The sequence below is a fragment of the Streptomyces sp. NPDC051913 genome (assembly GCF_044593635.1).
Lineage (GTDB): Bacteria > Actinomycetota > Actinomycetes > Streptomycetales > Streptomycetaceae > Streptomyces.
This window is the reverse complement of record NZ_JBIUCI010000028.1, coordinates 57,405-83,839: the sequence shown is the minus strand read 5'-3', so window position 1 is coordinate 83,839 and position 26,435 is coordinate 57,405. Positions and strand designations below refer to the sequence as shown.

Below are 26,435 nucleotides of genomic sequence, written 5' to 3'. Positions count from 1 at the left end.
TGTGCACACGTATCAGCCTGCGGGCGGATGACGCGACCCTAGGAGCAACGATGACCGCCACCTCCCCCACCACCGCCGACACACCGGGCACCGATGTCGGCGTTCTGCTGCCCGTGGTCGTCCACTTCGACGACCTGGACTCGATGGGCCTGCTGCACAACGGGCACTACCAGGTGCTGGTCGAGCGGGCGTGGGGGTGGTTCTGGCGGGGCAAGGGCGTCGGTGGCACGAGCGGGCTCGAAGGGGACGGCTTCAACGTCGCCAAGACCTTCGACATCACCTACGACCGCCCCGTCGCGGAGATCGGCGAGTACGCCGTACACCTGTGGATGCGGCGCCTGGGCACCACTTCGGCCACCGCGGGTTACCGAGTGTGTTCGGCCGACGGGAAGGTGACCTACGCCCACGGCAGCCGTACGGTCGTCCGCCTCGACAGCGCCACCATGAGGCCCACCCCGTGGTCCGGGCAGGTCCCGGAGATCGCCCGCACCCTCGGCCTGCCGGAAGACGAGGACCACCATGCTCGATGAGTCGACGAACGTCTGGCTGCGCGATCTGCTCGACCGCCACGGGGCCGTCGCCGGGACGGTTCACGTCGTGCGGGACAACCTGCTGCACATCGCGGCCGCGCACAACATCCCACTGAAGGTCCAGGAGATCACCGCGCGGATCCTGCTCGGCAAGGGCATGGCGGGCCTCGCCTGGGAGCGGGACCGGCCGGTTCAGACCTGCAATCTCAAGGACGACGACAGCGGGGCGGTCAAGCCGGGAGCCAGGGCCGTGGACGGCAAGGCCGCCCTCGCGCTGCCCGTGCGCGGCGCGGACGGCGCGGTCCGTGCCGTCGTCGGCCTCGCCTGGCTGGACGAACACGAGCTGACCGAGGGCGAGTTGGCGAAGCTCGAAGCCGATGCGGAGTCGCTGCCCACCGCGGGGGTTCTCGTGCCACGGCCCCGACAGTCAAACGACTGATCCCAGGCCTGACGGCGGCTTCCAGACTGAGGGCATGAGCGACCCTCAGGAAAGGAACCGCACACCCATGACGGTCATCAACAGCCCCCTGCCGGACAAGGAACGCGAGATCGCGGGCCACGCGCTCCAGGCCACCCTGGTGGACCTGCTCGACCTGTCCCTGGTGGCCAAGCAGGCGCACTGGAACCTGTACGGGCCGCGCTTCCGCTCCATCCATCTCCAGCTCGACGAGGTGGTCACCACCGCGCGCGAGTACGCCGACACGGTGGCCGAACGTGCCGCCGCGCTCGGCGTCAGCCCGGACGGACGGGCCGGCACCATCGCCGCCACCAGCGGACTGCCCGGGTTCGCGGCGGGCTGGACGAAGGACGTGGACGCGGTGGAGGCCCTGGTCGAGGCGTTCTCCGCCGTGATCGGGCGGGTGCGGGAGCGCATCGAGGCGACCGGTCCGGCGGACGCCGTGACGCAGGACCTGCTGATCGGCCTGACCGCCGACCTGGAGAAGCAGAGCTGGATGTTCCAGGCCGAGAACCGGGGTTGAGGCCGCCGCCTGAGGCTCGCGGGGACGGTTCCGTACGACGGGGCCGTCCCCGTCGTACGTGTGTCAGGTCCGGCGGCGTGCCCGCAGGGCTGCCGCCTTGACGCGGTTTCCGCAGGACCGCATCGCACACCACTCCCGGCGGCGGCCCCGGGAGCGGTCGAGGTAGACGTGGGTGCAGTCGAGGCGCGCGCACTCGCGCAGCAGCGCGGCGTCCGTTCCGGCGAGGATCTCGACGGCCTCGCGGGCGAGTTCGGTGAGGGCTTGGCCGGCCTTCCCGGAACGGCTCGTCCCCGCGGCGTCCAGGCGCATCACGACCGGGACCCCTGCGGCCTGCCGGTTCACCGCGATGACCGCCCAGACGGGCCGTGGGCGGCCGGTGAGCCTGGCCCTGAGCAGCACGTAGATCGCTTCCCGCAGTTGCAGTGCCGCGCGCAGGTCGGACCGGTCCGATCCGGGCCGCCGGTCGAGCAGCCCGGCCTCGACGAACCAGGCGTCGAGGAGTGCGGGCGAGCCGATCCGCTCGATGGGGGCCGGCGTCCGTCGCTCCTGCAGGGTGCCCACGAAGTCGAGCGCGGGCGTCCCGCACGGAAACACATGTCTCACGTGACCCTCCTGGCTGGGACCTGGCTACGTTTCGGATTCGAGAGTAACCATCTTGACAGGTGACGCATGCCTTTGGGAACCTCTCGTCACCGGCCAGAACGGTTACTTCTCGGTCGGCATCCTTCCCGGCCCGCTTCTCAGTGAGGACACGCCATGACCGTCGTACGCTTCCACCTCGTCTCCCGGCTCGCCCCGAAGGACGTGCTCCAGGTGCTGACCGACTTCAGCCCCGCCCGGGCGGAGGCCTGGCCCACGATCGACGCCGCACACTTCGAGGTGCACGACCTCGGCGACACCTGGGCCGAGGTCACCGAAGGGACCGCCGCGGCCTGGGAGCGGGCCCGCTACGAGTGGGAGCCCGCCGGGGACACGGTCACCATCACCACGCTCGACTCCAAGCTCTTCGGCGCCGGCGGCGGCTGGGTCTTCCGGATGACCCCGGAGGGCGAGGGCACCCGGGTCGACGTCGAGCTGACGCGGCAGCCCAGCACGGTCAAGGGCAAGATGCTCGCGGCCCTGCTGCCGCTCGCCGCCCCCGGGTCCCTGCGCAAGTCCTTCGCGGGGCCTCTCCAGGCGAAGTGACGGCTGTCGTCGGTCACTTGGTCAGGTGGGTGGTGAAGTAGTCGGTTGAAGACACCTGCTGCTCCGCCCCGGCCGACGCCGGTCTTGTCCGACCGGCGCCCACCGGGCGTGCTCAGAGGGCGCGGTCGAAGAGCGCCAGCAGCTCCGTCCAGTGCCGTTCCGCCGCCTCCGGGTTGTAGGCGGCCGTGTCGGACTGGGTGTAACCGTGGTGCGCGCCCGCGTAGACCTCGCACCGGTGCCTGATGCCCGCGTCGGCGAGCGCCTTCTCCAGCCTGCGGACCTGGTCCTCGGGCATCGAGGGGTCCTCGTCGGCGTGCGCGAAGTACAGCTCGGCGGTGATCCGGTCGGCCAGCAGATGAGGGCTGTCGGGTGCCTCGCTCGCCAGCCAGCCGCCGTGGAATCCGGCCGCCGCGGCGACCCGGTCCGGGTGGGTGCCCGCGGTGTAGAGCGCGAGCCTCGCGCCCATGCAGTACCCGGTGATGCCCACCGGCCCGTCCGTGACCAGCGGCGACTGTGCGAACCACCCCAGGTAAGCCTCGGCGTCACGTTCCGTCAGCTCCGGGGTGAGCGCCTCCATCAGCGGCACGACCTTGCCCACGATGTCCGGCCGGGCCTCCATGTCGATGAACTCGGGCAGCTCCACGACCGGGATACGCCCGTGCCGGTAGAAGACGTTCGGGACGAGCACGGTGTGGCCGGCGGCCGCCAGCCGGTCGGCCATGGCCGTCAGATGCGGGCGCACCCCGAACGCGTCCTGGTACAGGAGCACACCCGGGTGGGCCCGCCCGTCGTCGGGGTGTGTGACATAGGCGTCGGCGATGCCGTCGGCGGTGGGGACGTCCACGAAGGTTCCGGTCACGGCGTTCATAGGTGGGCCTCTCTGGGCTACTGGCGATTCACTCACACGTCGCAAACACCTGTGTTCCGGTTCCGATTCCCGATGAGGGCGACAATTTGGACACGTGTGCATTGCGCGTAGACTCACATGCGTCATGTCACATGTGCGGCCGGCGGTCGAGTCCGGCCCGCTCACATACGGCCGTCGTCCCCGCGGGAGCAATACGGTGACCGAACACGCCCCTGACATCACGTCGACTCCGACGGTCTCGCGGGCCGGCGACCACGTTCACCTCGTCCACCACGGGAAACGGCCGCCGCACTGGCTCACCGAGCTCGCCGGTCGGCTCTCCCCCGCCCGCCCGGGCGAGGCCGTCGTGGTGGTCGGCGCGCCGCTGCACGAGGACGGCGCCGAGGCCCTGTGCGCGTGGTTGACGCCGAGTCTGGACTCGGTCCGGGACGCGCAGGTGCGGCTGCTGACGCTGGTGATGTCCGGGGGCGCCCTTGCGAGCGGGGGACAGCCCTCGGCGGCGGCGCTGATCTGCGAACGGTGGGGGCTGGACGTGCTGGCGGCGGCCGGCACCGCGCTCGTCACCGCCGACGGCACCCTCTTCTCCCCCGACCTGCCGGGCGCCTCCGGCGGCTGGTGGCACTTCTCCCCCGGTACGGACGCCCGGCGGGTGAGCAGCCAGCTGCCGCTGCCGGACTGGGAGTTGGCCGTGCGGCGACTGGGCCGGCAGACGGTGGCCGGTCATGTGGTCGAGCCCGTTCCGGCCGGTCTCGCCGTCCGGCCCGCTGGCCCGGCGCCCGTCACCGCCCACACCCGCCCGCACACGATCCCACCGGAGCACGACCGGCCGCAGCTGATCCTCGCCTCCGCTCAGGTGCCCGCCGCCGTCCTCGCCGTGGTCATGGCGGCGCTGCCCGAACCCGTGCGCGGGGCACTTCGGTTGCTGTCGCTGGACGGGCGGCCGCTGCTGCGGCTCGGGGAGGAACTGGCGGATCTGCTGGACCGCGACGTCCACGTGGCCGTGGGCGCCCCGGTGGCCCCGGCCGGCACCACTCGGGACAGCACCGCTCCGGCAGGCGCCTCGGCGGGCGACGCGGCGGTGGAGCTGTGGATGACCGACTCCCGCGGCCGGCCGTCGTGGCGTCCCTTCGCCCGCACCGTGGTGTGTTCTCCCGAGAAGGCAGAGGGAGTCAGGGCGCCGCGGGTGACCGAGTGGCAGGCGCCCGCGGATTGCACGCAGTCCCCGGACTGCACGGCCGTCGTGACCCCCGCCGGTCTGTGGCTCGGCCCGCGCGACGTCGAGCCGCCCCTCCTCACCCTGCTCCGTCCCCCCGCCCCGGAGACCGTCGCGGTCGACCTAGGGGTGCCCGGCAGGCCGCTCGCCGACTGTCTGTGGCCCGCTCTGGACACCCTGCTCGGCCGACTGGAGCCCGACCTCCTGGAACGGGTCGTGGTCCACGCGTACGGCGACCTCGGGCCCCGGGACCAGGAGCGACTGCTCGACTTCTCCGCCCGGCACCGGTTCTCCATGGCGTCCTAGGTCGTGTCCGCAAAGTCCCGCCTGCCGGGAGCCGCCATGCACGCACTCTCGCCGCACCGGGCACAAACCCACGTACAACCAGTACGCGGGTTCGTGCCCGGCACGCCGAGAGCACGCACCTGACGCCGCCCGGCCCGCCCTCCGGGCGGACGACGGGACTTTACGGACACGACCTAGCCCTCGGCCCAGGACGCCATGGCCCTGCGAGGTGTCAGGCCGTACGCCACTTCTGGTTGGTGGTGCCGGCGCAGCTCCACAGCTGAAGGACGGTTCCGGCCGCGGTGCTCTTGTCCTTGGCGTCCACGCACAGATCAGGATTGGCGTTGACGACGATGTCGTAGGAGCCCTTGAGGACGAGCCGCTGGTTCGTGGCGCGCGAGGAGGAGCAGTTCGCGAGCCGTACCAGGGCGCCGTTGCCGAGACCGGAGACGTCGAGGCACATCGTGCCGCCGAAATCGCGGATGGTGCCGTCGGCGGGGAACGTCCAGCCCTGCGACGGGTCCTTGCTGTCGCAGTCGGCGAGGACCGTCTGGGTGCCGGCCGCGCGTGACCCGCCCTGGGTGGACAGGCAGCGGCTGGAGGCGAAGTTGAACAGGAGCTTGCCGGTGAAGCCGCTGGACGTGGTGGTCGTCTTTGGCGGCTTCGACGTCGACTGGGTGCCCGAATCCGTCGTGCCGCTCCCGGTGCCGCTGCCCTGTGCGGTGCCGCCACCACCGCCTCCGCCACCACCGCTCCCGGTGGCCGGCGGGGCGGCCTCCACCGGCAGCCCGGAACCGGCGTCCTGCGCCGACGAGCCGTCCTTCTTGGCCGAGGAGTGCCCCTTGGGCTTGCTCGACGGGTGCTTGGAGGGGTGAGCGGAGTCCGCGGAAGGGTGGTCCTTCGCCGGGCCAGGCGTCTTGTCGGTGGCCTGGACCGTGGCGGCGGCCTGCGCGGTGTCGTCGCCGCCGAGCCGCGCGATCCCGGCGACCACGCCGGTGCCCACGACCGCCAGACCGGTCACCCCGGCCAGCGCGATCGCCACCCGGCGGCCCGGCTTGAGCAGCCGGGCGCCGGAGAAGTAGTGGCGGCGGGCGAAGTCGGCCGCGAAGGACCGGCCGCCGGGCGTCGAGGTACCGGCGGAGAGACGCACCAGCGGCGTCTCTTCGTCGGACCTGGTCCCACCGGTCGGCGGCAGGGGCTCCTCGCCGGCCGAGGGCGACGGCGGCCCCGGCGGCTGGGGCCCGTCGGATGAGGAGGATGTCGTCATGTAACTCTCTCCGGATGCAGGGGTCATGGGCGTCGTGGGCGTCGTGGGCGGTCGGGGTCAGGGCCACTCGGGCAGGTCCTGCGGGCGCAGCGTGATCAGGTCGGTCTCGTCGGGAGCCGCCATCTCCGCCACCCGGTACGCCTGGCGTTCGGTCATGGCCTGGAAGGTCTGGCGGGCGGTACGGCCGTTGCCGAACCGTTCGCCGCGCGGTGTTTCCTCGAAGTACGCGATGAGCGCCTCGCGGGCGGAGGCCGTCAGCCGGTACTGGTGGCGTTCGGCATGGTGCTCGACGATGTTCACCAGCTCGGGTGTGTCGTAGTCCTCGAAGAGCAGGGTGCGGCTGAAACGTGAGGCGAGGCCGGGGTTGGAGTCGATGAAGTGCTCCATCTCGTCCGGGTATCCGGCCACGATGACCACGACCGAGTCCCGGTGGTCCTCCATCAGCTTCACCAGGGTCGCGATGGCCTCGTGGCCGAAGTCGTTGGAACCGGCGGCCGGGGTCAGCGAGTACGCCTCGTCGATGAACAGGACGCCTCCCATGGCCTCTTCGAAGACCCGCTGGGTCTTGGGCCCGGTGTGGCCGACGTATTCGCCGACCAGCGAGGAGCGGTCCGCCTCGACGAGATGGCCGCGGGCGAGCAGGCCGACCGCGGCGAGGATGCGGCCGTAGAGCCGGGCCACCGTCGTCTTGCCGGTGCCGGGGTTGCCGGCGAAGACCAGGTGGCGGCTGAGCGGGGGTGCCGCGAGCCCGGCCTCTTCCCGGCGCCGGACCATCTGCATGAGCTTCACCAGCGACGAGACGTCGTTCTTGACCCGCTCCAGGCCGACGAGCACACCCAGTTCGGCGAGCAGGTCGTCGAGGTTCTCCTCCGGTACGTCCTGCTCGGCGTCGCCCGGTTCGGCCGTACCGCTCGCCGTCCCCGGCGGGCCCGCCACCGCGACCCGTGCCGTGCCGGGGGACTGGGCGGCTCCCGTGGCGGAGGTGCCGGGAGCCGGCCACACCGGCTTCTTCACGTCCCGTGCGGCACAGCCCGTCACCTCGGGTTCGGCGCCCTCGTCCACGCTGAGGTCCTCGGTGGTGTCCGTCACCAGCAGGTCGCGCAGTACCGGCCGCGCCTCGGCGGCGACATGGACGGCCGGGTACGCGGTGGCCGACAGTACGCACTCCTCGTACCGGCCCTTCGCGCCCTCGCCGACGAACAGGCCGTTCTTCCCGGTGTCCTTGACGGTCAGGCGCAGCACCGTGGGGTCGGCGTCGCGGGCGACCACCAGTCCGGAGCCCTCGGTGCCGGACACCGCGCAGTCGCGGAGCGTGGGTGCCGCCTTCTCGGCGACGACGACACCGGCCGTGCCCGCGCCGCTGACCCGGCAGTCGGTGAACTCAGGGGTGCTGTCGGGGCCGCAGGTCAGTCCGGCGCGCTCGACGTCGGAGATCCGCACGTCCCGGACACGGACCTCGCCGCGCGACTGGGCGGTCACGCCGTTGCGGCCACGTCGTACGGTCATGCCGTCGACGGTGGCCATCGCGTACCCGTCGAGATGCAGCCCGGACAGTCCGCAGTCGGCGGCCTGGCAGTCCTCCAGCGTCAGCCGGCCGCGTTCGGCGGCGCCGATGCCGTGCTCCGGGGTGTCGGCCACGCGCAGGGCGACGAGTTCGGCCGTGGCCTCACCGCCGACGTGCACGGCGCTGAAGGCGGTCTCGCGCACCGTACCGCCGGTGACGCGGACTTCGGCGCGCTCGCCGACCAGGATGCCGTTGCCCTGCGCGCCGCGCACGGTGGTGTCGGTGACGACCGCCCGGGCTGCGCCGCGCACCATCACCCCGCAGGCGCCCGAGCCGTTGACACGGCAGTCGACCAGCTCCAGGCGCGCGCTGCCGTCGGCCGACACCCCGGCCGCCCCGCTGTCCCGGACGGAACACGCCGACACCAGCACGTCCCCGGTCCCGGCGGCGAGAATCCCGGCGGCACCGGCCCCGGTGACCTCGCCGCCGGTGATCCGTACGCCGCCGCCCGCGTCGTCCTCCGCGCGCGGGGCGGACCCGAGGACGCGGACGGCCTCGGCGGCGGCGTCCTTGACCCGGCACTCATCCAGCACCACGGACGCCTGCTCCTCGACGAGCAGCCCGTTGCGTCCGGCGCTTTCGACCACACAACGGCGGATGACCGCCGTGGCCTCCCCGCGCACCCGGGTGCCGGAGCCGCTGACCGAGCGCACGGTCGAGTCCGTGAGGTGGGCGGTCGCGGTGCCGGACACGACGACGCCGGTGCCCTCGACGTTCGTGACGAGGGTGCCGGTCAGCCGCAGTTCGCCGCTGGTGTCGGCGTGCACGCCGGCCAGCTCCGCCTCCCGGATCACGCTGCGGGTGATCCGCAGTGAGGCCGCGCGTACGGCCTCCACCCGGCCGCCGGCGACGTCGCACTCCCGCAGCTCGGCCGTACCCGCCGTCACCAGCACCAGCGGCCGGGACGGGTCCGCGCCCAGCACGGTGAGGCCACTGAGCGTCGCCGAGGCCGACACCTCAAGGACGGGCAGCCCGGGGGCGACCGAGGTGAGCCGTACCGTGCCGGGTCCGTCCTCCGCGACGAGTGTCACCGCGCGGTCGATCAGCAGACGTTCGGGATACTCGCCCGCCGCGATCCGGATCTCGTCCTCGGTGTCCGCGGCACGCACCGCGTCGGCGACCGTACGGAACGCACCGCGGCGCGCGTTCGGCCGTACGTGATGGATGGCGGGACTCACGTCTCGGTTCCCTCTGTGGGTGTGGGGTGTGTTCCGGGCTCCACGAACCCGGGGTTGGTCAGATAGCGCCCGACCGGTCGGCCGCCCTCCAGCCGCTGCGCGCCGCGGATGTGGCGGCTGTCGATGCCACCGGGGAAGAGCACCTCGACGCGCTCGGGGTGGGGTGCGGCCAGGTCGAGCGTCGCGGTGACGTCGACCCCGCCGGGTGCGGAGACGTCGTACCGCCAGCCGTAGTGGGCGAGCAGTGTCTCCGCGCGGGACGGGTCGGCCGTGGCCTGTGCGCGCAGCCAGTCGATGGTGCGGGTGGCGGTGAGCCAGGCACTGTCCGGGGTGTCGTCGGCGCCGGCGTGGGCCGCGACGTGGACCAGGTGTCCGCCCGGCGGGCGCAGCCCGTCGGCGAAGACGGCGGCCGGATGCTCCGCCCCCGCGGCTGCGAACACGTACAGCTCCTCGTCGTCCGCGCGCCAGTGCAGACCGGCGCTCCAGGGCGCGGCCGCCAACTGCGACATGAGGGGGTTCGCCGCGTCGGCGGTGATCGGCGCGGGCGCCGGGGCGGCATGCGGCGCCGACGTCGGCAGCTTCAGAGGTGTGACGGCCATCGGCCCCTGATGCCCGGGCAGTTGCCAGTGCCAGGTTCCGACGCCTCCGTCCGCGGTCGACGGCACGAAGACTCCCCGTAGCCCGAGCGCGCTGTTCTCGATCGCGTACGCCGAGGTGTGCGGTGTGTCTCCGTCGTGGCCCCACATCGTCCAGCGCCCGGTGTGCACCAGCGCGTCGGGGAACTGCTGCCGGGCCAGCTCGAACGCCTCCGCCAGGTGCGGATGTTCCGTTGTGGCCGTCTCGGATGCCCTGACCGGCACGGCCTCCTCCTCGACAGTGGCATGTGTTTCGGTGGTTTGGGTGGCTTCGATGGCGACCTTATCCCGGGCAGGTGTCGGCTCGGCCATCGAGGTGTGCGCTGCGAACATATCGCCCGACTCGGCGATGTGTGCTGACACAAGTGTGCCATTCCCGGCGAGTGTGTCCGGTGCGAGGGCCGTCGGCCTGACCGCTCCGGGTTCGAGTATCTCGACGGTGAACCCGTGCCCCGCCTCCTGGGCGAACTGCTCCAGCCGCACCAGCTGTTGGTGCGCCGGGGTGCCGCCCTCCCGGACGAGCACGACCCGCTCCACGTCCTCCCAACGCACCCCGCCGTGCAGCTGGACCTCGAAGAACCCGACGAGGTGACGTTCCAGTTCACCGGTGTCCCGCAGCAGCCGGAACTCCTCGTCGTAGCGGAAGCCGGTCGCCTCGGCGAAGGCGAGCCGGACCAGCCGGTCGGGGCCGTGGTTCAGCAGCGGCAGCAGGTTGCCGGAGCCGGTGATACTGCGGGCGCCCTGCCGCCCCGGGCTGAAGCTGTCCCCGGGGGTGAACGTGGCCCGCTCCAGCAGCTCGCGCTTGAGGTGGAAGACGGCGTTGCCGTACAGGCCCAGGCCGCGCGGCCGGTGCTGTGAGGTGAGGGCGGCGTAGTTCGGCAGGTCGGCGCGGTCCGCCGGGGTCGGGGCGAAGGACTCGTCCCAGGCGTCCAGGCCGGGCCTGGGCGGATAGATCCCGGCCGCGTGGGTGGTCCGTTTGACGCTCGCGGGGTAGCCCATCGCCTCCTCGGCGGCGCCGCGCCGTTCGAAGTACCGCGAGTAGCCGGGAACGACCTCCCACACGTTGCGCAGCAGGCGCTCGTCGCCGGTCATCGCGTCCAGCAGCGTTCCGTCGCCCACCCGGGCGCCGAGGTCGATGTTGACCGTCAGCGAGAGGTCGGCCAGCAGGTGCCGGTGCACCCGTTGGACGACCGGGCCGAGGTTGTCCTCGTCGAGCGGGTAGGACCGGGCCCAGCGCCAACTGCCGCGGGCGCCCAGCAGGTTGTCGGCCAGCCGGTCCCAGTCGGCGGAGAGGGTGCGCAGGGCCCGCCGTTCGGCGAGCACGACCGCGACGAGCTGAGCGGGCGCCAGCTCCCGCAGCGATGTCCGCTCCTCCAGGACGCGGAACAGCCGGACGTCCTCCTCGAACGACGTCGTCTGCCGCTCCAGGACCTTCTTCAGCTGGGGCGTCCCCTCGGCGGCCGTCAGTGCCTGGTCCAGCAACTGCCGCTGTACGGCGATGTCTCCCGTGTACGCCTCCTGGCCGGTGGCCGGGTCGGCGGGCCGGCCGTGGGCGGACGCGGGGTCGTTCACCCAGTGCGCCACCGTCAGGTCGGGGCCGGAGGGGACCAGGGCGTGGGCCTCTCCGTCGTCGGTGTCGAAGACGACGTGGCTGGCGGACGGGATGTGCTCGACGGAGACGACGGAACCCTCGGGGGCCACGGAACCCCCGGGGGCCTTCGAGCCGGACGGCGCATCGCCTCTCGGCGACCGCGACCAGTGCGGCGCCCCGCCGCCGAGCCCGGGCGCGGTCCCCGCACGGCTGACCGCGTACGGCAGCGGCCTACCGCCCGTCACCTCGGACCAATGGGTCTCTGCCAGGGTCTCGGCGGCCTCGGCCCGCTCCAGCTGCGCCTGGGCCAGCGCCCGTCGGGTGCCGTCGCTGTCGGCGACGCCGCCCACACCGGTGTCCTGCCGCTCCTTCAGCTCACTCAGTACCCGCTCGGCGTCGGCCCGCAGCCGCCGGGCGTCGCTGAGCGCGGCGCCCGCGTCGATGGCTTCGTGCTCGTCCACGGTGAACTCGGCCGGCTGTTTGCCCTTGTCGAGGGGGCGGGCGGCGGTCTGTTCCGTCGGCCGCGTGAAGACATGGCCCTGGTCGACGACGACACGTTCGGCGATCTGTGCCGACGGTACAGAGACGCCGACCGGGACGACGCCCGAGGCCTCGGTGTGGGTGCCGCCGTGGTGGAAGGTGAAGGTGAACTCGACGTGGCCGTCGTAGTGGTGGAGCGGTGTCGGGATCTTGGCATTGGTGAAGGTGCGCCCGCCGGTGAACTGGTCGCCGCGGGTGCGGCGTCGGAAGCCGCCGCCGAAGGTCACCGCGGCTCCCAGCTTGCTCTCCAGGGTGCCGGCGACCGCGCCGACCTGGCCCAGCAGGAAGAACTGCCGTGAGTGCAGGTCGCGTCGGCCGAACACGTAGGTCTTCTCGGTGGCGAGGGCGACTTCGGCCCTGGGCTCGGGGCGCGTGTGCGTCAGGTCGAGCAGGTCCGCCCTGAGCGACACCCACGCCTCACGGCCGTGCACCCGGAACGACTCGCCGCGCAGCTCGCCGCCCCGGGTCAGCTCGGGGAGCGCGGCCATCAGCCGGTCCTTGGTGAAGCCGCCCATCACCAGCTCGCCGCGCCGCTGCCCGGTCCGGGTGACGTCCGACCAGGCGCTGCCGAACACCCTGGCGCCCTCGCTGTCGAGCAGCCCCCGCAGGGACTGGACGTCGGGCAGGTCCCGGACGAGCTGGCCGTCGGACATGCCGTGCGTCAGCAACGACTCCGGCGGCCGGGGCACCTCGACCTGCGCGGGCGCCACACCCGACCGCTGGGGAGGCCGAGGCCGTCCGACGCCGGGTTCGGGGGCTGTGAAGCGGGCCCGGTCGGGCGCGGCGACCTTGACGGTGTCGTCGCTCGGCAGCAGCGCCTGGAAGCCGATCTCCGCCTCACCGACGCTGCGGACCCGCACCCCGAAGGTCCGCCTGGTCATCGAGGCGAAGCCGAGCGTCCCCTGGCCGGTGCGTCGGTCGTCGACCGCTGTCCGGATACGTGTGGTGTGGTCCGTGAGCGCCTTGTCGAACGACGCCTTGGCCCCGTCGAGCCGCTGCTCCAGCGCGTCGATCTCGCGCTGCGGGCGACCCGTCGCCGAGGCATCGTCCAACTGGCTCTGAAGGCCCGCCACTTCCTCTCGCAGTCCCTTGAAACGGATCTGTTCGTCGACCGCGTCCTTCGGCACGCGGGTGTCGACCCCGCGCCCGAAGGGCCGCCACCGGTCGCGGACCTCGAAGTGCAGCCGCGCCACACCGTCGTAGACGCTGCCGGGCACCTTGGTCTTGGTCCCGGCGGCGGAGCGGATGCCGGAAGAAGAGTCGGCGAGGTGCTCGGACTGGGTGGTGTGGGCGAGGGTGCCGCCGCCGAAGACCTCGGCCGGTGAGCCGCCGATCGGGTCGGAGGTGCCGACGACGGTCACGTTGGTGCCGTGGGAGGTGATCTGCGGCCCGTTCAGTCCGCTCTCCGTGCGTCCGCCGCCCGTGCCGCCGACGGTGGCCGAGTAGAACTCGGTGGCCTTGGTGTCGGCGGTGTGGGTCATCTCCTGCACGCTGGCGCGGATGGCCAGCTCACGGCCGTTCACCCGGACGACCCACGGCTGTCCGGCCATCATCGACTTCAGCCGGCGCTGGAACTCCGACGCGGGCAGCCGCTCCGCGAGCTTGACGCGTGCCGTCCTCCAGTCGGCGGCCGAGCCGAACAACTTCGGCCCGTTCGGATCGAGTTGCCGCAGGACGTCCTCCACCAGCCGGGTTCCGGCCACGTCCCCGCGCACCGGACGCGTGTCGAGTACGACGTCCTCGGCGCCGAGCCGCAGCGAGTCGGCGATGCGGTCGGGAACCCGGCGGTACTGCTCGGGCCGCAGGGCCGCGCCGGTCGCGGGGTCGGCGGGCAGGTCACGGACCGGGAAGGCGAACTCGCCGTCGCTGGTCACCGTGAACGTCCGCTCGTCGCCCCGGCCCGGCAGCGCGTGGGAGATCTTCGCCTCGACCGTGTAGGTCACCTCGCCCTTGAACACGGCCGCCGGTTCGACGGTCTTGTTCTTGGCGACGACACCGCCGCGGACGTCGGTGCCGTGACCGGCGACGGACTCCTTGTGCCGTACATGGCCGAGCGTGAAGGTGACGTGCGGGGCCTTGATCCCGGCGCGCTCCCACAGGGTGCGTCGCACATGCGAGTCCTTCTGGACGGACGTGGCGGCCGCGGACTCGGTGCCCTGCTCGAACTCGAAGTCCTTCTCGACCCGCAGGTATTCGGTCATCCGGGCGTCGGCCGCGGTGATCCGGATGTCGGCGGTCACCGGCCCGGCGCGGAAGCTGCCGCCCCAGGTGTCGCCCGCGGTGAGACCGGCGGTCCTGGGCTGGAGTGCGATCGAGTCGAAGAACTGCGCCACCTCGCCCTCGACCTGGTCCCAGCGTTCCCCGAACGGGTCGGCGAGCTGCCGCCGGAGCTCCTTGACGACCTGGTCGCCGGGGAGTTCGAGTACGGCGTCGCCGTTGCCGATCCGCCCCGAGTCGGACACCCGGAGCGGTGGCCGCACGCTCGGACCGGTCCGGGCGGGCGCGGGGCGCGTGGACGCGACGGTCTCCGGGCGGTGGAAGACCTGGCTGCCCACGCCCTCCGCCGTGACCTCGTACCGCCGTGTGTGGCTCTTGGGGACGGCGACGACGAACCGCACGTCGGTCCGGCCGCCGTGGGTCGCGCTCTCCCCGACGCGTCCGATATGCGCGTCCACGCCGACCGTGGCGATGTACACCGCCATCGGTTCGGGGTACTTGGCGGCGGCCACGCTGCTGTGTCCGCCGGACACCCCGTCGGCGGTGCGGGAGCGGTGGGCGATGCCGCCGCCGGGGGCATGCACCGCGAGGGTGAAGTCGCTGCCGAGTTCCGGCTGTACACCTCCCTGGGCCAACTGGCCGTGGCCGAGGGCCGAGCCCAGTCGGCCGCCCGTCTCGTCGGCGACATCGCTGAGCAGGTTGATCTCGGCGGCGTCCAGGGTCCGTACGTACTCCAGCGACTCCAGCCGACCGCTCAGGCTCAGCTGTGCGTTGGAGCGCAGCGGCGTGGGCAGTGGGGTGCTGCGCGCGACGGTGCCCCGGGTGAGCTGGGGCAGGGTCGCGGCGAGCTGCTCCCTGGTGGCCATGTCGTGCGCGGCCGGGCGTACGTCGGCCCAGTCGGCGCCGAAGTGTTCGCGTCCTGCGCCGTCCACGAGGTCGGGGAGCCGCGGCGACTGCGCGGCGTCCAGGGCCCGTTCCTCGCCGGAGAGGACGTCGAGGACGACCGCGTGGGAGGGCAGTCCGTTCCAGACGCCGGGCGCGGGCCGCCAGGCGTGGTCTCCTTCCTGAAGGGCGGGCGCCGTCATCCGGCGCGGGCCCTCGGGCCGGGTGGCGGCGGAGAAGGCGCCGGGTTCGGGGACGGGGCGGGCGTCGGCGGCATCCATGAGGACCTGGAAGCCGAGTCGCGCCTGTCCGCCGGGCGGGTGCGGAGCGCGGCCGACGCCCGGGGTGGAGCCGCCGGCGCCGAGAGGGTCGGCGCGGTGGACGAAGGAGAGCGTGGTCACGCCGTCGAAGACGGCGCCGGGCACCTTCATCTTGACCGCGGTACCGGTCCGGACCGACTGCTGCGCGGTCAGCGCGCCGTCGCGGTCGAACTCGCCGTGCCCGACGCCGGTGACCGTCGTCGGGCCGGCGTGCAGGTCGGCGCTCTGTCCCTGCATCGTGGCCCGTACGCCGTGCTCGGAGCCGCGCGTGTGGGTGTAGACCCGGGTGACGTCCGAGCCGGTGTTGAACTCGGTCTTCTCGGTGTTGCGCAGGTGCTTCATCGACGTCACCTCGGCGGTGACCAGCAGGCTGCCCGCGTCCGGACCGAGGTCGATCTCCAGCGCCTCGCCCGCGGTCATTCCCTTGAGCCGGTACTGGAGGGAGTCCAGGGAGCCGATGCGGTCGAGGACCAGCTCCCGCACCGCGGGCCAGCGGTCGCCGAAGACCCGCTTGCCGTACGCCTCCAGCGAGTGCGGGTCGGTACCGCTGCCGAGGAGGGCCTTGTGCAGGCTGCCGGAGACACGTACGCCGTCGGCGTCGACGAGGAACAGGTCGCGGACGGTGTCCATGCCGCCCAGCGCGAGAGTCTGTTCGACCCGGGTCGGCGGCAGGTAATGCTGCATGTCGGCCGTCGGACGGACGTCCCCCTCGGCGACGGCCACGGGCACCTTCGCCGACACCTCGACCCGGCCGGCCGACGCTCCCGGGCGGGCGAGGTGCTTGCCGGAGGGGCCGCTCACGGCGGTGACGTCGAACTCCAGGCGGACCTCGACGTCGAGCTTCAGCGCCGGTTCCGGGGTCTTGGTACGGCTGAACAGGCGTCCGCTGGAGGTCATGCGGTGCGACTCGGTGCGGGACCAGTTCGAGGACAGGTGGCCCGTCAGGTCGGTCTGTGCGGCGGCCTTGCCCTTGACGAGCACACCGGCGGTGACGACCGACCGCGTCTCGCGCTGGAAGCCGTCGCGGACGAGGGTCTCGCTGCCGTCCTCGAACTCCAGGCTCTTGAAGGCGCCGTCCGGCTCCGCCTTCGTCACCTCGGCCCGCACCGTGATGTCACCGCTGAACCCGGCCGCGTCCACGGTGAGGGTGCGGGTCTCGCCACGGGTCATCGCCGACAGCGACGGCCAGACCTCCCGGCCGAGTTGCGCCTGGAGGTCGGCGCGGAGCGTGTCGCGCTGGGCCGGGGTGAGGGCGTCGTCGAAGTGCGCGACGAGATCCCTGGAGACGGTGGCGGTGACCTCCTGGGACGGCAGCACCCGGTCGGCGCCGCCGATCTGGCCGGTGCCGGTCATGCGCGGGGGAGCCTGCGGCGCCGGAGGAGCTTCCGGAGCCTTGCTTCCGGCCGCCTCGGTCGCCCGGGCCGGTTCCGGCGAGGCCGCGTGGTCCGTCGTCGTCGACACGTCCGGGCGACCGGCCGACGGGGTGTGGGGGCTGATGTCCACGGTCTCGCCGGGGCGCGGGGTCGTGAGGTAGTCGACGATCGTGTGTACGTCGGTCTCGGCGAAGCCCTTGGTGTGGTGGGCGGCGACGGGCTTGAGGTTTCTGACGTAGGGGCGGTCGCCGCCGCCGGGAACCCAGCCGGGGTGCTCGTAGGCGTGGGTGAGGTCGTTGAGCTCGGCCTGGACGTGCGGGGGAAGCTTGCCCTTGCCGTCGTACTCGGCCTTCTTGGCGTGCTTCAGCTCGCGCACCTCGACGGTGATCTGGCCGGAGCGGGTGGGCGGGTGCTCGATGACGAGGCGTTCGTAGCCGGGGGGCATGCCGTTGCCCGGGGTCCGGCCGGTACCGGGGATCTCGTGCCACTTGGCCATCCGCTCGCCGCCCGCGCTGCCCGGCTCCTCCAGATAGCGGACCTGATGGCCGGACAGCGCCATCGCTTCGAGGTTGCCGCTGCGGAAGCCGAGGTGCTTGAGCCGGCCGTCGCCGGCCCGGTTCAGATACTCGAAGAGCCGCATCTGGCCGATGCGGGTGTTGCCGCCCCAGGTGTGCAGGCCCTCGGGGTTCTTCCAGAACGCGGTGAGGTCGTGTACGTCCAGTCCCGTGGCCCGGAAGTCGCTCGCGATGCCGGGGAACTTGCTCGGCCGCCCGGAGTGGGCGGAGGCGTCTCCGGCGATGATGACGAGCGGACTCTGCGCACGGTCGGCGGTGCGGTGGTGCAGGGCCTGAAGGATCTGCCGTACGCCGGTGTGGCTGGTGTCGTGCTCGACGTGGATCTCGCCGCGCTTGCCGCTGAACCGGGTCCACAGCACGACGACGTCCCGCCCGGCGACGTCGGGGACGCCCCTGCTCTTCAGCCAGTCGCCGACCGCGTCCTGCAACTGGGGTGTGAAGTGGGCGTCGTCGAGTTGCCAGGCGGCCCGCAGGTCTTCGCGCAGGCCGGGGCCGAAGCGTTCGCCGACCCAGGTGGTGGCGGCGCTGACCGAGACGACGTACTCGTCCATCTGCCGGCTGGCGGGTGCCGTACCGCCGCTGCTGAGCACGGACTCGTTGATCTCCCGCCAGTGGTTCATCCGCAGCTTGTTGGCGTTCTGGCCCTCGGCCACCTCCCGCACCTGGACACGGTGTGCGTCGATGCCACTGGCCACGTAGAAGTCGCGGATGTCCTCGCTGCGGTCCCGGTGGTCCAACGGGTTGCGGATCAGCAGCACTTGCAGCTTGGGGTCGCTGTGCAGGGCGGCGGCGACGCCGAACTGGTCGCCGGTGGCGTACCCGTTCTGGAACAGCAGTTTCTGAAGTCGTTCGTCGGGCTTCTTCGCCTCGAACTTCGCGGCTTTCTCCGCCTTGTCCGCCGCCGACGCCTTCACCTTCTTCGCCGTGGGTGCGTTCGGGACGGCCGCGTGCTCGTCGTACTGGTTCAGTTTGTTGAGGTGTTCGACCAGTGCGGTACGGGTGCGGACCGCGAACTTGCCCAGCTCCGGATGGCTCCTCAGCACCTTGAACTCGGCCGGCGAGAGCACCTGCTTGGTCAGGGTGGCGCCGTCCAGCCTGGTCAGCTTGGTGCCGTCCGAGACGATCTCGTGGAAGGCCAGCTTGTGCAGGATGTCCAGCATCCCCTTCTGGTCCGCCACACCTGGGTGATGGAGCGTCAGATAGTGCTCCATCTGCTTCTTCCAGGTCCCCGGATGCGCATGGCTCTGGGTGAGCCCGGACATCAGTTTCTGCGGGTCGGCGGACATCTTGTCGGCGATCCGCCCGCCGTCGGTGACCAGGGCCAGGTCGGGGTCGAACTTCACCATGTGGGCGGGGTGTTCGAGCCACGCCGGGTTGGTGATCTGCCGGGACTTGATGAGGTTGTCCAGCAGGTGCTGGCCCTCCTGCGCCTCGAACGAGAAGGCGTTGTGGTTCTTGCCGCCCACCTTGCTCTTGTCGACCGCGCCGAAGTGGATTCCGTCGTCGAGGGTGTCGTAGGCGGCCGTGTCGACCCGTACGAACGTGTTCGGTTCGGGGAAGTAGATGGCCCGGGAGTCGACCGTGCCCATGGCCCCGCGCACCGCCAGATCGAGATCAGCGGCCTTCATACCGGCCAGGGACTTCTCGGTCGTCCCGGCGGGCAGCTTGTAGCCGCCGCTGATCGCCTCCGGGTAGTGCACCGAACCGTCGCTCTTGTAGGTGAACTTGGCCCCTTCGATGGCCGTGACGGCTCGGTCGAACAGCGGCCTGCCGTCGACGGCGAACTCCTGTACGTCCGCGTCGCCGATGTGCAGATACAGCTGCCCCTCGGCCTCCCCGGCCGGCCTGAGCTTGCTGATCATGTCCCGGGTGAGGTCGTCACGGATGATCGCCTCCCGGATCGCCCCGTACGGCACCTCCTTCTGCTCGCCCTGCCCCACGGTGATCTTCTTGGGGTCGGGCTGGCGCCAGGTGAAGCCCGTCACCGAGACGGAGAAGGTGCCCTCGGTCTCCCACTTCTTGGCGAACTCCTGGATCTTGGCGAGGATGAGATCGTGCTTCCCCACGCGCCCGTTCAGGCCGATGACGAGGCCCAGACGCTCGTTCCAGCCCTGTCCCGCCCCGAACGACTCGCCGTACTTCTTCGCCACGTCCAGCAGCAGGTCGTCCTTGTCCTCCACCTTCACGGGCACGGTGGCGACGAACCGGAGGTCGTCGCCCGGCTTCAGCGCCCCCTTCGCGGCGCCGTTGTACTGCGCCACCGGCTGGAGTTCGTAGTACTCGTACGCCTGCTTGAAGTCGGAGTTGCTGCCGAAGCGGCCGGGGTCGGCGTGGCTGGTCCACGGGTCCGGCGGCGGAGGTGCCGCCGCCTGCTTCTTCGCCTTGGCCTTGGGCCCCGGGGCCGGCGTCAGGTCCACGGAGTGCGGCGGAACATGTGCGGCCAGGGCGTGACCGGTGTCGGCGTAGGCGTCCAGGGTCTGCTGGAGCATCTGGAGATGCCACGAGCGCACGGCGCTGCCGTTGAGGCCCTCGGTGTAGTCCCCCATCAGGCCGGCCTTGTTGTCGGGGCGGTGGCCCGCGTCGGCGGCCCGGTACTCGTCCCGCAGGCCCAGCTGGTGGCCGAGCTCGTGCGCGAGATCCGTCTCGGACGCGTCCAGCGGCCAGTGGTACTGGTTCGCCCCGGAGCCCGCCTCGCCGGCCTTCACCGTCAGATGCCCGCCCAGCGGGCCCTCCGCGCGCTCCAGCGTCACATGCAGCACGCTCCCGTCCGGAAGTACGTGTCCCGGCTGGTTGAACAGCTTGTCCACACCTGACGAGGCGCGCTGCCACAGCGCGTCCGCATCGGCCTTGGGCACACCGTCGTCGGCCAGCTTCACCCGGATCGTCAGGTCCGACACGGCGTGCCCGTCGACCGCGAACGTGCGGATGTCGAACCCGGCCTTGACCACGTAGCGGGTGAACTTCGCGTTGTCGCGGATCGGCCCCGAGAAGGGCTTCGCGCGGCCGGGGTGCGATATCGGGTCCGTCCAGTCCCGGTTGCGCACGGTCTTCGGTACGGCGGCGTCCCGTGCCGCCTTCCACGAGCCGTGCGAGGCCAGGTCGCCGCCGGCATGGGCCAGGGCGTCGCCGAAGTGGCCGTCGGTCACCGCCTTCGCCACGGCACCGGGGGCGCTCGGGGCGACGCCGTGCGCGGCCAGCTTGTTGAGCTTGTTGATCTCGGTGACCAGGGCAGTGCGGGTGTTGACAGCCATCTGGAAGAAGTCCTTGGCGGGCGCCCCCTCCTTCTTTGCCGCCTTGAGAAGGGACTTCATCTCCTTCTCGTGAGCGTCGAACAGCGCCTTGCTGTCCATCTCGACGAGTCCGGAGCCATCGGTCCTGATGTCGTGGAAGGCGAGGTCGGCGAGCGTCCTCGCGGCGTTGGGGTCCGCGCCGAGCAGACCGGCGTGATGCGTCTGCAGATAGTCGGTGACCTGATCGGTCCACACCTTCTTGTCGGCGTGGCTCTGGGTGAGGCCGCCCATGAGCGACTTCAGGTCGTCCGGAAGGTCCTTGGCGATCCGGCCGCCGTCCGTGACCAGAGCGAGGTCGGACCTGAACTGGACCATCTTGGTCAGAGCGCCTTCGCTTTCCCACAGGTCCTTGCGGGCCGCGATGACGTTCTTGAGGAGGTGCTTTCCTTCCTGGGCCTCGAACCGCCATTTGTCGTCCTGCTTGATCCCGAAATGGATCTGCGCCTCAAGCCCTTCGTGGTTCGCGGTGTCGACCCTCAGGAAGGTGTTCGGCTCGGGGAAGTACACGGCCCGGGGATCGATGGCGTTCATGGCGTCCCGCACGGCCAGATCCAGATCGGCCGCCTTCGTCGCCGCCGCCGTGTCGGTGAGCTTGTAGCCTCCGCTGACGACCTCGGGGAACAGCGTCTGTTCGTGGACCGTGGTCACCTTCATGTCGTTGATGGCCTTGGTCGCGGTGTCCAGCAGCGGCTTGCCGCCGACCGTCATGTCCTTGACGTCGGCATCGCCGATGTGGAGATAGACCGGCCCGTCCGACCCGGCCTTGGTCAGCATCTGCTGGGTCAGGTCGTCGCGGACGATCGCCTCACGGATCGCGCCGTACGGAATCTCCTTCTGGGTGCCGGCCGCGACCAGCTTGGGGTCACCCTGTTTCCAGGTGAAGCCCGTCACGGACACCGAATAGGTGCCTTCCTTGTCCCATTTCTCCGCGAAACCCTTGATCGCCTTCTCGATCGCGGCCTCGTCCCCGGGACGGCCGTTCACACCGATGACGAGCCCCAGGCGCTCTCCACGACCGGAATCGGCGCCGAACGCCTTCTCGTAAGTCTTCGCCAGCTCGAAGAGCTTGTTCTTCGTGACCGTGGTGGCACCGGTCTTCACCGTGTACTCGACGTTTGAAGTGGAGGGAACAGTCGCGATGAACCGGATCTCCTCGCCCGGCCGCAGCGCCCCTTTGGCCATGCCGTCGTACTGCATCACCGGGGTCAGCTTGTAGCTGGTCGCATGCTCACGGAACTGTGGGGAGAAGCGCACCGGGTCCTTGAGTTTGGTCAGCTCGCCCTTGGTGGTGGGCGGGACCGGGCCCGCCGAGGAGGACGCCGCCGCGTTCTGCGGGCCGCGCCGCTTGGGTGCGTTCGGGACCGCCCCGGGACCATGTCCGTGCGGTGTACGGCCTGGACCGGGTATGCCCAGCGCGTCGAGGTGGCTCCCGATCGTCTCGGCGTCCATGCCGAGCCGGCCCATCTTGCCCTTGGCGATGTCCAGGGAGATCTCGGCGTGCTGGAGGCTCTGCTTGGCGCCGGCCTCGTCGACGGTCTCGGAGGGCCGGCCGAGTTTCCCGCCCGAGAGGTCGAGTTGGCGTGCGGCGTCGGCGAGGTCGACCTGCGCCTGCTCGTACTCGTTCCACGCCGCCAGCCGGTCCGCGCCGGTCTTGCCCGCGGCCCCGCCGGTCACCGCCTCGAACTTGCTCAGCGGCCCGGGACGGCCGCCGTCGCTGTGCGGACGCGACTGGGGAGTGGGGGCGGAGGACGGCCGCAGGGCGATGTGCTCGCCGACGACGACCGCGTCCGGGCCGACCTGATCGGGGCGCGGGGCGACGTGGGTACCGCTCTGGATGGCGGTCGGGGCGGACGTGCCCGCCGTGTCACCGGTGCCTTTGCGCTGGCCGAGGAGGTCGAGGTTCTCGCGGGCGGAGACGCCGAGGTGGTCGGTCTGGGCGGTGAGGGAGGGGTTGGGCGGCTCTTCGGTCAGCCGGCTCGGACGGGCGGGGGAGTTGAGCGACTTCGCTCCGCTGGAGAGGTGGTCCAGCTCGTGTACGGCGGCCTTGGTGCCACCGCCGGCGGAATGCCCGGCGGCCGTGTCGGCGCGGTTGATCTTGATGCCGGAGGCGGAGGGGGCGCCGGGAGCGGAGCCGGCCTTGATGTCGGCTGCGGCACCGGCTCTTACGTCGACCGCGGAACTGGCCTTGACGTCGACCGCGGCACCGGTCTTGACGTCGACCGCGGCACCGGTCTTGACGTCGACCGCGGCACCGGTCTTGACGTCGACCGCGGCACCGGTCTTGACGTCGACCGCAGCACCGGTCTTGACGTCGACCGCAGCACCGGTCTTGACGTCGACCGCGGCACCGGTCTTGACGTCGACCACTCCCACCTTGACGTCAACTCCACCGGCCTTGACGTCGGCTGCGGCACCGGCCTTTACATCAACCGCCCCCACCTTGACGTCGACCGACACCGCCTTGACATCGACCGCCCCCGTCTTGACCTCGGCCGCCCCGGCCTTCACGTCAACCGCACCGGCCTTGATGTCGACAGCCCCGGCCTTCACGTCAACCGCAGCCCCCGCCTTCACATCCACCCCGGCCGCACTGAGCACCTCATGCACCTCAGGTGCGACCACGACCTGCTTGCCGTCGGCGTTGGTCAGGCCCCCCGTGCCCCGGTAGTCCATGTGCAGCGTGGTCGGTGTGCCGCTGTGCGCACCGACCTGGAGGCTGATGCCGTCCTGCGTCATCCGGATGTTGGAGATGTCGCCGTCCACGATGCTGCGCAGTTCGGGGATGCCGAGTGCGTGGAAGTCCTCGACGTGGCCGGTCGCGACGCGCACCGAGTTCAGGGCGTCGCCGAGCGCCGTGTTCAGACCGGAGCCGGTACCGGAGACCCCCAGGTCGCTCCGCAGGGCGTGCGTGCCGGAGCCCAGGTCGGAGAGTCCGTGCGTCCCGGACAGGTCGACGCCGCTCATGTGGGTGGGCAACGGCTCCAGCAGACCGGCGGAGGTGCGCTGGAAGCCGGTGAAGTGGTCGAAGGCGGTGAGGTGTTCCACACTGTCCAGGCCACCGGCGTTCGCCATGAGCAGGTTGTCCCCGGCGCCGGGATGGGCGCCCAGGTCCATCGCGTGCAGGGACCCGAGGTTCGCTCCGCCGACGTCCGCGCCGACGGTGATGCCGTGCAGGCCGCCCAGTTGGGCGCCGCCGAGGCCGGTGCCGAGGCCTTGCAGTCCACCGGGGTTGAAGCCCTGGAGGGTGCCTGTCTGGAAGGTCTCGAAGTGCGGCATGCCGCCCGTGAAGCCGGCGAGGCCGCCGTGGTTGGCGGTGAGCGCGCCGATGTGCAGGCCGCCGCCGAGCGCCGACTGGGACAGGTGGGCGGTCGGCGTGAGCAGCCGGGTGCCGAAGCCCATCTTGAACGCGGAACCCGCGTGGATGCCGAGTTCGAAGAAGTCCACCGGCAGCGTGGCGCTGAGCACGAAGCGGCTGCCGAAGCTGATGGCGTAGACGCCGACCTTGCCGAGTGTGGTGTGGATGCCGGCGGTGGCCATCTGGAAGTCGGCGCGGAAGGTCTGGGCGAGCATCTTCAGCCCGGCGATGGTGATTTTGAGGCCCTTGATGGCCAGGTTGGCCACGCCGTTCAGGCCGCGCAGGACCAGCCCGGGCAGCGCCGTCACGCCGCTGTAGATGCCCCGGAAGCTGAGGCCGCCGGTGAGGATGTGGGACAGGGCGCCGCCGAGGCCGGTGAGTCCCGAGCCGATGCTCTTGGGCAGGTTCTTCAGCGCGTTGAACACGCTCTTGGTCAGCCCGCCGACGTTGATGCCCTTGGTGGAGGGGAAGAGGATGCCGATGAAGGCGAGCGCCACGTCCAGCAGGCCCGCCTTGCCCTCGGCGAAGTCGACGAGCGTGCTGATGAACATGACCATGCCGAGGCCGAAGGCGAGCATCCCGATCCAGCCGCCGAAGAAGGCCCCCACGATGGCCAGGATGATCTCCAGGATGCCCAGGGACTTGAGGAACAGGTGCCAGGCGTCGATGGGCTGGCGGATGAGGTGCTGGGCGTCCTTCATCCGGTGCTCGTACGTTCTGACCGCGGTGTTGTACTCGTCCTGGGCGGTGTGTGCCTGGGCCTTGAGGCCGTTCAGTTGCGGATCGTCCTTCGACAGCCCCTGCGCGTTCCTCAGCGCGTCGTCCGCCTTCATCTGAACGTCCTGGAGCGCGGTCTTGAAGGTCATGGTCGCGTCCGCGGCAACGGAGAAGGACTGGCCGATGGCGTCGATGAACTGCTTGAGATGCCCGTCGATCTTGGCGCGTACCGCGTCGGCCGTCCGCCCGACGAACCCGTTGCCCGACTGGTCGAGTACCCGGTTCAGACCGCTGGTGATCTCGTTGCCCAGGGTCTCGGTGTCCCGCAGCCCTTGGTAGAGGGACGAGAGGGTGTCCACGTCGCCGGGTGTGGGGTCGCTGTGCATCCCCAGTGCACTCCAGTCCTGCGGCCTTGCCATGTGTCCCCTCCACGCGGTCGAACAACCCCATGGCACACAGTGCGCCGGGGCGGTTGGTTCACATGTATGTGTCCATCGTAATGTGAACACTGATGTGTTCTCGCCGAAGGGCGCCGCAGACACATATGAGTGGAGGGAGTAGGTATGCCTGGCTACGACCTGGTGATCGACTACGAGTTGCTGAACACGCTGGCCAAGGACACGGAGCGGCTCAAGGAACAGCTCGCCGACTCCCGGCTGCTGGGTCGGGGTGACTTCTTCCACAAGGACGATCTCGGCGGCGCCTTCGGAGCGGTCAACATGTTCCTGCTCCAGTGGACGGGTCCGTTCGACAACGCCAAGGAACTACTGGAAGCGCTCAGCCAGACCTACAAGTTCGCCGCCCAGAAGATGTTCGAGACGGACGCGAAGATGGCCGGCGACGCCAACGCACAGGCTCTGGGCTGGAAGCACAGCCTCTGGGACATGAACAAGAAGGCCTACGAGGATTGGAAGAAGCTGACCGGGGAGACCATCCTCATCCACGCCTGGGACAAGAACGGCCACGAGTACCTCAAGCAGGTGCGGCTGGCCGACCCCGACGCCAAGGACGCCCCCGCCCCGCCCGGCCCCGAACCGACCGACACCGACGCGCACAACGACGACTTCGGCGACGGCACCAACAACTACAACCACACGACGCATGTCACCTACGACTCCGAGGGCCATGTGACGTCGAGCGACACGACGATCGACGACGGGCCCGGCGGTCTGACGTACCACGAGCACACCGACACCGGGGCCAACGGCAGCTACACGACCACGGTCACCCACACCGACGGTTCGAAGACGGTCGTCGAGGTGCACGGCAGCGAGAACGGCTCCGGCACCAAGAACGTCACCGAGACGGACAAGGACGGCAAGACCACCAGCACGTCCAGCTACACCGGGTCGGGTGTCAACACCGACAACCCCCAGTGGACGAACACCGACCCGGACGCCACCGACGTCGACGGTGACGGCAAGGACGACAAGAGCGACCCCAACGGCAGTCAGCACTCCAACACCGGTGTCGGCAGCACCGTCTGACCCACCCCTTCGATTCCGACCGAGCCTGAGGAACCCCTATGCCCAGCAACAACGTCCAGCTTGAGTACAGCCAGATCGTCACCGTCTCCACCCAGCTGCAGAACGCGGTGCACAACATCAACCCGCAGCTGGCCCAGTTGCAGGGTTCGGTGGACAACCTGCTCAACGACGGTCTCTTCCTTCAGCACACCAGCCCGGCCATGCGTGAGGCCTACTTCAACTTCACCACCCAGCTGACGCAGATCGTCCTCAAGATCGAGGACTTCGCGAAGCAGTTCGAGTCGATCAAGACCCAGATCGACGACATGGACCGGACGATGGCCGCGCAGATCGGCGGCAACCAGAAGTGACCCGCACGGTCACCTGACCATGCAGCCGGAAGG

The 26,435-nt window shown here is 70.9% G+C and carries 12 protein-coding genes; 7 read left to right on the top strand and 5 right to left on the bottom strand.

Annotated features, from left to right (window positions below; translation table 11 throughout):
• Positions 1-50: 50 nt before the first annotated feature.
• From ACIHIX_RS44895 to ACIHIX_RS44885, 3 genes are all read left to right on the top strand, one after another.
• Positions 51-530, top strand: coding sequence for an acyl-CoA thioesterase (locus ACIHIX_RS44895; protein ID WP_399966427.1), 480 nt, complete (start codon positions 51-53; stop codon positions 528-530).
• Positions 520-969: a GAF domain-containing protein gene (locus ACIHIX_RS44890; protein WP_399966426.1), complete on the top strand. Its 450-nt coding sequence runs from the start codon at positions 520-522 to the stop codon at positions 967-969. The genes ACIHIX_RS44895 and ACIHIX_RS44890 overlap by 11 nt, the downstream gene beginning before the upstream one ends.
• Positions 970-1,036: 67 nt before the next feature.
• Entirely contained in the window at positions 1,037-1,510 is a 474-nt protein-coding gene (locus ACIHIX_RS44885) for a DNA starvation/stationary phase protection protein (protein WP_331729068.1), read from the top strand.
• A 63-nt stretch (positions 1,511-1,573) separates the two neighbouring features.
• Here ACIHIX_RS44885 and ACIHIX_RS44880 read toward each other — a convergent pair whose 3' ends face one another.
• Entirely contained in the window at positions 1,574-2,113 is a 540-nt protein-coding gene (locus tag ACIHIX_RS44880) for a CGNR zinc finger domain-containing protein (protein WP_399966424.1), read from the bottom strand.
• Positions 2,114-2,266: 153 nt separating this feature from the next.
• Between ACIHIX_RS44880 and ACIHIX_RS44875 the strand changes: the two genes are divergently transcribed.
• Positions 2,267-2,695 (top strand): hypothetical protein, encoded by a 429-nt coding sequence (locus ACIHIX_RS44875; RefSeq protein WP_399966423.1) that lies wholly within the window; start codon positions 2,267-2,269, stop codon positions 2,693-2,695.
• Between the two features lie 112 nt (positions 2,696-2,807).
• Here ACIHIX_RS44875 and ACIHIX_RS44870 read toward each other — a convergent pair whose 3' ends face one another.
• Positions 2,808-3,563 (bottom strand): dienelactone hydrolase family protein, encoded by a 756-nt coding sequence (locus ACIHIX_RS44870; protein WP_399966422.1) that lies wholly within the window; start codon positions 3,561-3,563, stop codon positions 2,808-2,810.
• 196 nt (positions 3,564-3,759) lie between these two features.
• Between ACIHIX_RS44870 and ACIHIX_RS44865 the strand changes: the two genes are divergently transcribed.
• A complete protein-coding gene (locus ACIHIX_RS44865) occupies positions 3,760-5,082 on the top strand; it encodes a hypothetical protein (protein ID WP_399966421.1) in 1,323 nt (440 codons plus the stop codon).
• Positions 5,083-5,293: 211 nt separating this feature from the next.
• Here ACIHIX_RS44865 and ACIHIX_RS44860 read toward each other — a convergent pair whose 3' ends face one another.
• Genes ACIHIX_RS44860 through ACIHIX_RS44850 form a run of 3 tightly spaced genes read right to left on the bottom strand, consistent with a single transcriptional unit; the run spans position 5,294 to position 24,984 of the window.
• A complete protein-coding gene (locus ACIHIX_RS44860; RefSeq protein WP_399966419.1) occupies positions 5,294-6,328 on the bottom strand; it encodes an RICIN domain-containing protein in 1,035 nt (344 codons plus the stop codon).
• A 57-nt stretch (positions 6,329-6,385) separates the two neighbouring features.
• Positions 6,386-9,070, bottom strand: a complete 2,685-nt coding sequence (locus ACIHIX_RS44855) for a right-handed parallel beta-helix repeat-containing protein (RefSeq protein WP_399966418.1) — start codon at positions 9,068-9,070, stop codon at positions 6,386-6,388.
• Positions 9,067-24,984 (bottom strand): hypothetical protein, encoded by a 15,918-nt coding sequence (locus tag ACIHIX_RS44850; RefSeq protein ID WP_399966417.1) that lies wholly within the window; start codon positions 24,982-24,984, stop codon positions 9,067-9,069. The genes ACIHIX_RS44855 and ACIHIX_RS44850 overlap by 4 nt, the downstream gene beginning before the upstream one ends.
• A gap of 144 nt (positions 24,985-25,128) precedes the next feature.
• Between ACIHIX_RS44850 and ACIHIX_RS44845 the strand changes: the two genes are divergently transcribed.
• Together ACIHIX_RS44845 and ACIHIX_RS44840 are read left to right on the top strand one after the other, a co-directional pair.
• Positions 25,129-26,052 carry a hypothetical protein gene (locus ACIHIX_RS44845; protein ID WP_399966416.1) on the top strand — a complete coding sequence of 308 codons (924 nt, stop codon included), beginning with the start codon at positions 25,129-25,131 and terminating at the stop codon, positions 26,050-26,052.
• Positions 26,053-26,090: 38 nt separating this feature from the next.
• Positions 26,091-26,402 (top strand): hypothetical protein, encoded by a 312-nt coding sequence (locus ACIHIX_RS44840; RefSeq protein ID WP_399966415.1) that lies wholly within the window; start codon positions 26,091-26,093, stop codon positions 26,400-26,402.
• Positions 26,403-26,435: the final 33 nt, after the last annotated feature.